Below are 6,512 nucleotides of genomic sequence, written 5' to 3' on the forward strand. Positions count from 1 at the left end.
GCCGCACGGTGAAATGTCCAAGATTTAGATCTATGTCAGAGAGATATGTAGATTGATATCGTCGCTGCTCGTGAACCTCGTCGGGCATCTGCGGTGCTTCGTCGCCGTGGCCGAGGAACTCCACTTCGGCCGGGCGGCCGAGCGGCTCGGCATGGCGCAGCCGCCGCTGAGCCAGCGGATCCAGCGGCTGGAGCGCGAACTCGGCGTGCGGCTGTTCGACCGGTCGAGCCGGAAGGTGGGGCTGACCGCGCCGGGAAGGCTACTCCTGGACGAGGCCCGTGACATCCTCACCCGCGTGGACCGCATCTACTCCGTCGCCGAGCGGGCCAGGCTCGGCGAGGTCGGCACCGTGCGCGCGGGTCTGCCGAGCGATCTCGGCGGCCCGATCGTCGCGGCGCTGATCGCGGCGTTCCGGGCGCGGCGCCCGGACCTGCGGCTCGACCTGCGGGAGACGGGGACGGCCGAGCAGGTCCGCGCGCTCGCGGAGGGCGCGCTGGACGCCGGGATCGTGCGGCACCCGTGCGACTCCCGCGACCTGGAGCTCGGCCCGATGCTGGGCCGGCCACTCGGCGTGCTCCTGCCCGCGGCCTCGGACCTGGCCGCGTCCCCCGAGGTTCATCTCGCCGACCTCGCCGGGCGCGACCTCGTGGTCTCACCGCGCGAGGAGGCGCCCGGCGCCTACGACGACCTGCTGGCGGCCTGCCGCCGGCACGGCTACGCGCCCGGCGCCGTCCACGAGGCGCGGCACCCGCAGTTCGCGCTGGGGCTCGTCCTCGCGGGGACGGCCGTGGCCCTCGTTCCCCGCGTCGACGACACCGCCGGGGTGACGTGGCGTCCGCTGGTGGGGGAACCGCTGGCGTGGCGGACGTCGTGCATCTGGCGGCGGGCCGGCGACCCCGAGCACGTCCGCGCGATCACCGACTTCGTCGCCGTCGCGACCGCCGTCCTGCGGCGCGAGGCGGGCATGACGCCGCTGGACACCGCACCCGCGCGGCGTGTCGTCCCGCGGCCGTCCTCGGGGTTCCTGGCATGAGCGACGCGAACCGGGGGGCGTGGGGTGCCGACCCCCCACAGGCACAGCGCATGAGCGGGTTGAGCGGGGCGAGCCCGGAGGTACCGGACGTCCGGGCGGAGGTCACCGGGCGGGCGGAGGTCACCGGGCGGATCGAGGCGGAGTTCCGGGCCGCCGGGGTGACCGGCTGGCTGCACGTCGTGGACATGGACAGCGGGCGGGAGGTCGCCGTCCGCGCCGACGCCCCGGTCGTCCTCGCCTCGGTGTTCAAGGTGCCGCTGCTCGTCGCGTTCCACCGGCAGGCCGCCGCGGGCGTCCTCGACCCGGCCGAGCCGGTCACGCTGGACCCGGGCGACCGCACCGCCGGGCCGACCGGGATCTCGGGGATGCTGGACGAGGTGCGCATGTCGCTCCGCGACCTGACCTTCCTGATGATCACCGTGAGCGACAACGCGGCCGCCGACGCCGTCCTCGACCGGGTCGGCCGGGACGCGGTCAACGCGGCCGCCGCCGCGCTGGGACTCCGCGACACGGTCGTCGAGGTCAGCGGGCGCGAACTGCACGAGTCGCTGCTGGCGGACGCGGGCGTGACCGGGTTCGCGGACGTGTGGTCCCGGCTGGACGAGCCCGGGGTGGCCGCGCGGCTGCGCGCCCTCGACCCGCTCCGCACGAGCCGCAGCACCCCCCGCGACATGACCCGGCTGCTCTCGATGATTTGGCGGGACGAGGCCGCGCCGCCGGACGGGTGCGCGGCGATGCGGCGGCTCCTCGGGCTCCAGGTCTGGCCGCACCGGCTGTCGTCCGGGTTCCCGTTCGACGACGTCGTCGTCAGCGGGAAGACCGGAACGCTGCCGACCCTGCGCAACGAGGTCGGCGCGGTCGAGTACCCGGACGGGGGCCGGTACGCGGTCGCGGTCTTCACCCGGTCGCTGCTGCCGGTCGCCGTCCTGCCGCGGGCGGACGCCGTCATCGGCACCGCCGCCCGGCTGGCCGTCGAGGCGCTCCGCCGTCCCTGAACCGTCCCTGCACCGTCCCTGAACCGCCCCTGCACCGTCCCCGAACTTCGGTGCGGCCCCTATATCACTGATCGGCCTGTCCGCTACACCCGATCCGCGTGACCGCCAAGCCAGCACTCCCTCGGGAAACATAAGCTGTACCCCGGCTTTGATCACTCTTGGGGAGACTTCGTTGCGGCTGCCGGAGCATCTGGAGCTACTGCTCACCGACGAGCCGGTGCTCGACGTCTACTCGTACGGCCCGTGGCGCGTCCCGGACGGGCTGTTCGAGGAGATCGCGGCACGGATCGACGGGCTGGCGGCCGACCCGCGGGCGGCGGAGCTGACGACCGACGAGCACAAGCTGCTCACGCTGCCCGCGACGCTGGTCACCGCGGAGATCTTCGGCATCCTCGCGTTCCTGCCGGGCGGCGGCGCGATCAAGGCGGGGTCGTACTCGCAGCTCCCCGAGCGGCTGCTGCACCGGCACCTGGTGAACCCGGGCCCGCTCAGCACCCGGATGACCCGGTGGGACGCGCCGGGCGGGCGGTGGCGCCCGCCGGTCGACTGGCTGATCGAGGCGCCCGACCGGGAGCTGGCGATCGACCTGGCCCGCGACTGCCTGTCGGTACTGGAGGGCATCGAGCCGCTGGAGGAGCGCCGCAAGGCGCTGCTGCGGCTGTACGACGACGCGCCCGCGTGCGACGTGAACCTGCCGAAGCTGGAGCTGCGGGAGCACTGGCACGCGCATGCCGGCGACGACATCGTCACGGCGGTGCCCGAGCTGCTCGGCCCGGTCGGCTACCTGGAGTGGGTGTGCACGGGGCTGCTGGCGTCCTACGAGGTGCTGGCCGAGGCGGCGCCGCGTGACGAGAGCGTCGAGACCCACCTGATCCAGTTGCTGCTGCAGGGCAGCATGGAGCACGTCCCGGCGGAGCTGGCCGTCGCGCTGGGCGAGGAGCGGTACCACGAGCTGCGGCGGCGGTTCCCCGCCGAGCGCCGCGGGTTCAAGCCCGGGGCCTGGCAGGAGCGGACGCGCGCGTGGCTCGTCCGGGCGCTGGTCGCGGGCGCCGCCGACGCCTGCCGGGGCTGGCTCGACATGGCGATGCGGTTCATCGCGATCGCCCAGGGCCTGCCCGGCGACCCGTGGTTCCCGAAGGCCGAGTGGATTCCGGTCGGCCAGTTCCAGACCGACCTGCGCCGCCTGTACGCGCCGCGCCGCCGCGTCGTCAACCCGCTCACCGAGACGCTCAGGAGCGTCCCGGAACCGGACGGGGACGCCGCCGCGCGCACCGGCGGCAGGCCGGCCGGACCGGCGGAGATCGCGACGTCGCTGGTCGGGCAGCCCGAGGTGGTCGCGGCGCTGGACGAGCTGACCCGCGGCGAGGAACCCGTCCGGCTGCTGATCGCCGGCCCGGACGGCACCGGCAAGCGGGACGCCGCGCAGGAGCTCGGCCGGGCCCTGGCCCTCGGCCGCGACCCGCACTGGATCACCGACAACCTGCTCACCGGCCAGCGGCTGTCGGACGCCGTCGCCAAGCTGCACGCCGACGCCCGCGACTGCGCGGGCGACCGGCTCCTGATCATCGAGGGCCTGGACGCCATCGTCGCCGACCCCGGCAACGGGGAGGCCATCGCCGCGGAGCTGCACCGGCTGCTGGCCGTGCATCCCGAGCTGCACGTGGTGGCGCTGGCCGACGCGGGCGGCGACGAACGGATCCGCGACATCAACCCCGTCCTGCCGCAGCGGTTCCGGATCGCGCGGACCCGGCCGTTCACCGCGCAGGGCCACGCCGAGCTGTTCCGCCGCGCCCTGGAGGCCCGCGGCGCCCGCGGCACCCGGCAGGCGATCGAGGCGGCGGGCGTGCTGCTGGCCGCGACCCCGCCGATGCAGACGCTCCGCAACGCCCGCCTCGCCCCCCACCTCGCCGACCTGGTCGTCGCGGCGGCCCGCGCCCGCGCCCGCGCCGCCGCGGCGGGCGACGCGGCGGCGCGGGCGGCGAACGGGGGGACGGCGGACGGGGGGACGGCGGACGGCACCGCGCCGAAGACCGCCCTGGTCATCCGCAAGCAGGACATCCCGGACACGCTGGACACCTCGCAGGCCACCGGCAACCCGCTCGCCGAGCTGCGCGACCTCACCGGCCTGGAGACCGTCAAGCACGAGATCGCGCTGCTCGTCGCCGGGACGCACGCGGCGCGGCTGCGCAGCGAGTCCGGGCTGACGATCACCCCGCCGACCCGGCACATGGTGTTCACCGGCAACCCCGGGACCGGCAAGACGATGGTGGCGCGGCTGCTCGGCCGCATCTACAAGCGGCTCGGCGTGCTGTCGTCCGGGCACCTGGTCGAGGCGTCCCGCGCCCACCTCGTCGGCGAGTACATCGGGCAGACCGCGCCCCGCACCCGCCGGCTGGTGGAACGCGCGCTCGGCGGCGTGCTGTTCATCGACGAGGCGTACACCCTCACCCAGTCACCGCTGAAGGGCGACTACGGGCACGAGGCGATCGCCGAGCTGGTGAAGCTGATGGAGGACCACCGCGAGGACCTCGTGGTCATCGTGGCCGGGTACGAGCAGGAGATGGCGGAGTTCCTCGCCGCCAACCCGGGCCTCGACTCCCGCTTCCCCAAGCAGATCCACTTCCCCGACTACACCGACGACGAGCTGATCACCCTGTTCGGCCAGCTCGCCGCCGCGGACGGTTTCCGGCTCGCGCCCGGCACCGAGGACGTCCTGCTGGCGATGCTGCGCCGCGCGCCCCGCGGCCCGTCGTTCGGCAACGGGCGGCTGATGCGCAACATGCTGGACGTGGCGGTCGCGAACCAGGCCGACCGCGTCGCGTCCGCCGCGGTCGCGGCCGGTAGGGAGGGCGCCGCTGGCAAGGAGAGTGCGGCCGGGAAGGAGGGTGCGGCCGGGAAGGAGGGTCGCGGGGGCAGCGGCGGGAGCGGCAAGGGCCGCCGGCCCGCCAAGTCGCCCAGCAAGAAGGACCTGGTCACGCTCACGGCCGCCGACCTGCCGCCCCTCCTGGACCACCCCGAGGAGTTCTTCGGCCTGTACCTCTGAGCCGGTACCGCCGGTGCCGCCGGGGCCGTCAGGCGGTGGCGAGGCGCTCGGCGGCGGCGAACAGCAGGGACTCGGCGCCCCGCCGGGTGACCAGCTGGGCGCCGACCGGAAGGCCGTGGACGGTGCCCGCCGGGACGCTCAGCGCGGGCAGGCCGAGCACGTTCCACGGGCAGGTGAGACTCACCACCGCCGGAACGTGCGGTCCGAGCGGCCCCGCCGTCTCACCGATCCTCGGGGCGGTGATCGGGAGGGTCGGCAGCGCCAGGATGTCGTAGCGGTCGAGGAGCCCGGCGACCTCCGCCGCGTACCGCTCCCGTTCGCGGAGCGCGCGCAGGTAGCGCCAGGCGGGCGTCCGGCCCGCGCGCTCCAGGCGTTCCAGGGTCGGCGGCTGGAACAGGCCGGGCGCCTCCGCGACCCGCTCGGCGTGCACGTCGTAGGCTTCGGCGTCCTGGACGGCGCGGAAGACGGCCCTGATCCCGGGCAGGTCGATACGCTCGGACGGCGCGTCCGGGAACAGCGCCCGGACGGCCCGCTCCACGTCCGGGTCGATCTCCAGCGGTTCGATCCAGGCGACGCGCCCGTGCGGCGCGCCCTCGTCCACCGGTGCCGGGACGGCCTCCGCCGGGGCGGCCTCCGCCGGGCCGGTCAGCGCCGGGCCGGTCAGCGCCGGGCCGGTCAGCGCCCGGTAGGCGACACGGCAGTCGGCCGCGGACGCGGCGAGCACGCCGACGTGGTCGAACGACACCGCCAGCGGGAACACCCCGCCGGCCGGGATGGCGCCGTACGACGGTTTGAACCCGGCGATCCCGCAGAACGCGGCGGGGATCCGCACCGAGCCGCCCGTGTCCGTGCCGAGTGCGAGCGGGACCATGCCGGCGGCGACGGCGGCACCGCTGCCGCTGCTGGAGCCGCCCGGCATCCGCTCCCGGTCGTGCGGGTTGCGGACGGGCCCGTTCACCGACACGTCGCCGGTGCCGCCGTAGGCGAACTCGTGCGTGCCGGTCTTGCCGACGATGACCGCGCCGGCGTCCCGGAGCATCGTCACGCAGAGCGCGTCGGCCTCGGCGACATGCCCGTCGAAGTGCGCCGATCCCATCCCGGTGGGCAGGCCGGCCACGTCGATGATGTCCTTCACCGCGACCGGGACCCCGTGCAGCGGCCCCCGGTCGAAGCCGGCCGCGAGTTCCTCGCCCGCCCGCCTGGCCGCGGCCTCGGCACCCTCGGGATCGAGGGTCACGAAGGCGTTCAGATCCGGGTCGACCGACTCCAGCGCGCCCGCCAGCAGCCCGGCCGGCGACTCGTCCCCGGAGCGCAGACCGCGTGCGATGCCGGCCAGCGTCCGGCCGGTGAAGAACCCGCCCATTCCGCTCCCCTCTGGGATTCGTTGACTGTGCGTAGCATGGCAGACCGGCCATGTCGGCCTGTCCCGCCCGTCCCTGTC

General features: G+C 75.1%; 4 protein-coding genes. 3 read left to right on the forward strand and 1 reads right to left on the reverse strand.

The annotated features are described in order from the left end of the window. Nucleotides 1-70 precede the first annotated feature (70 nt). From E1289_RS13760 to E1289_RS13770, 3 genes are all read left to right on the forward strand, one after another. Entirely contained in the window at nt 71-1,033 is a 963-nt protein-coding gene (locus E1289_RS13760) for a LysR family transcriptional regulator (protein ID WP_131979960.1), read from the forward strand. 50 nt (nt 1,034-1,083) lie between these two features. Next, nucleotides 1,084-2,028 (forward strand): serine hydrolase, encoded by a 945-nt coding sequence (locus E1289_RS13765; protein WP_131979962.1) that lies wholly within the window; start codon nt 1,084-1,086, stop codon nt 2,026-2,028. Between the two features lie 172 nt (nt 2,029-2,200). Further along, a complete protein-coding gene (locus E1289_RS13770) occupies nt 2,201-5,071 on the forward strand; it encodes an AAA family ATPase (protein ID WP_131979964.1) in 2,871 nt (956 codons plus the stop codon). 28 nt (nt 5,072-5,099) lie between these two features. Here the strand turns inward: E1289_RS13770 and E1289_RS13775 are convergent, their stop codons facing one another. After that, a complete protein-coding gene (locus E1289_RS13775) occupies nt 5,100-6,434 on the reverse strand; it encodes an amidase (RefSeq protein WP_131979966.1) in 1,335 nt (444 codons plus the stop codon). Between the last annotated feature and the right edge of the window lie 78 nt (nt 6,435-6,512).

Origin of the sequence: Actinomadura sp. 6K520 (genome assembly GCF_004349245.1) — a bacterium.
In the GTDB taxonomy this organism is placed as follows: Bacteria; Actinomycetota; Actinomycetes; order Streptosporangiales; family Streptosporangiaceae; genus Spirillospora.

Coding starts and splice junctions, on each gene's coding strand:
- E1289_RS13775 (WP_131979966.1), bottom strand. CDS start 6,434: ATGGGCGGGTTCTTCACCGGCCGGACGCTGGCCGGCATCGCACGCGGT.
- E1289_RS13765 (WP_131979962.1), top strand. CDS start 1,084: ATGAGCGGGTTGAGCGGGGCGAGCCCGGAGGTACCGGACGTCCGGGCG.